The organism is Bacteroides sp. AF39-16AC (assembly GCF_003602735.1).
Lineage (GTDB): Bacteria > Bacteroidota > Bacteroidia > Bacteroidales > Bacteroidaceae > Bacteroides > Bacteroides uniformis.
The window spans coordinates 107,018-108,679 of sequence record NZ_QTLN01000015.1 but is presented as its reverse complement, the minus strand read 5'-3'; the positions used below and the strand labels follow the sequence as shown (position 1 = coordinate 108,679).

Genomic DNA, 1,662 nt, shown 5'->3' with positions numbered 1-1,662 from the left:
CAGATAATTGAGAGCTTCCCTATAATACTGACTTCTAAATTCTGAATCCTTTGTCAGTTCACTGTCCAACAAGCTGCGTAACTCTATCAGAAGTTCCTTCGTTGCCAGGCTTTGCCTTTCTCGGAACCTTTCCTTGGGAGTTAATCCGGCATCATCGTATTTACGCTCCCTCATAAAGAACTCCTTTAAAATTTCGGAAAAGCGTTCTGCAGTCGGTTCACCACCCTGATTGGAAGCCTTGACAAACTTGTTCTTGGCATGTGACATACAAACCTGGTGTACAGTATCTTTAAACCGGGCTGATTTCAGCTCATTGCCGATAAATACATAAGCATTGTATCCGTCGGACATAATACTCTTCAACTCTGCATCGCCCAAAAAGTCTGTAAGTACATCACGACCGCGCGAGCCATTCTCATAGAAGAAAATGGCTGTTTTCTGAGCCTTGTTGACCAGAACCCAAATGTAGCACTTCTTATAGTGATCGTATTTGCGCACTTTACACCAGGTCTCATCGCAGTTCACAATCGAATCTTTTTCCAAAGCTATAGACTTCAATACACAAACCAGTTCGTCCAGGTATGTCTTACCTTTCTTAAGCCAGTTGCGCAACGTGTTTTTAGAAATGGTCATGCCCATATCTGTCAGCCATTGGTGAAGAAGACCAAAAGTCACATTCTTTACATAAACTTCATAGGCAATAGCCTGCAGAAATTCAGGAGTGGCCCTAGTGCCTTCAAAACTGGTTACTACCTCCGGATGGCCTTCAGAAGGGAAATAGCCCCACTTCGGCTTTTTACCAGGCTCTGCATAATGAACCATCTCAAAACATTCTTCCGTCAGGAAAGTACGAAAACTGAATACCCGTACCATTCTTCTTTCAATGAGGCGACCGGGAACCTTTGTCAAATCGGAAGGATGCTCTGTAGCCTCTCCAACTACTCCCATCCTTTTATAACCGTCAGGGCGATTGGATAAATCACGCTCTTTCCTGGAAGACTCTTTTACCTCTTGAGATGGAGCATGATCAACCGAATCCGTACGAAGCGTATCATCGGTTCCATCATAATCATCTTTCTCCTTCCGGCGGTCTGAATCACTTGTTTTAGCTTTAGATTGTATCTTTTGACGTCTATCACCAAAACGTTCCTGATGGGCATAATCAAGTTTTTCTTGAAGTGATTTTATCTTACGCTCAGCCGATTTGCGAAGTTTATGCTCTTCCGATAACCGATTTTCAAGGTCAGCATGTTTCGATTCCATAGAGGACACCTGAGCCTTCAGATCCTTCATCTGAGCCATAAAATCCTCCAAAACAAGCTTCATGGCATCACTTGTCAACCGAAGATCCTGATTCTGTTCGGAAAGGTATTGTATGTACCGCTCTTTCTGATCCTCTGCCATACCTGCACTATAATTTATAGGGTTGCGTGAGTAGGTTTCCCTACTCAACAACTCTCGTTTTGTTGTAATTATATCTTGCAGATCGATCATACTTAAACCTTTGATTTACAGAATTAAAGGTAATAAAATAATCACAAAACCGCAAGTGGATAAATAGATTGATTATCTGATTTTTAATGTTTTAACTATAGGATTCTCAAGAATCAAAACCACGTCCTTCCAGGCAATCCGATAAACAGTATCTGCCCCGTTCCGCTC

The 1,662-nt window shown here is 42.2% G+C and carries 1 protein-coding gene; it reads right to left on the bottom strand.

Translation table 11 applies throughout. From position 1 onward, the window contains the following. Positions 1–1,494, bottom strand: a 1,494-nt coding sequence (locus DW039_RS13555) for a transposase (protein WP_120382025.1), incomplete at its 3' end; no start/stop codon positions are given. Positions 1,495–1,662: the final 168 nt, after the last annotated feature.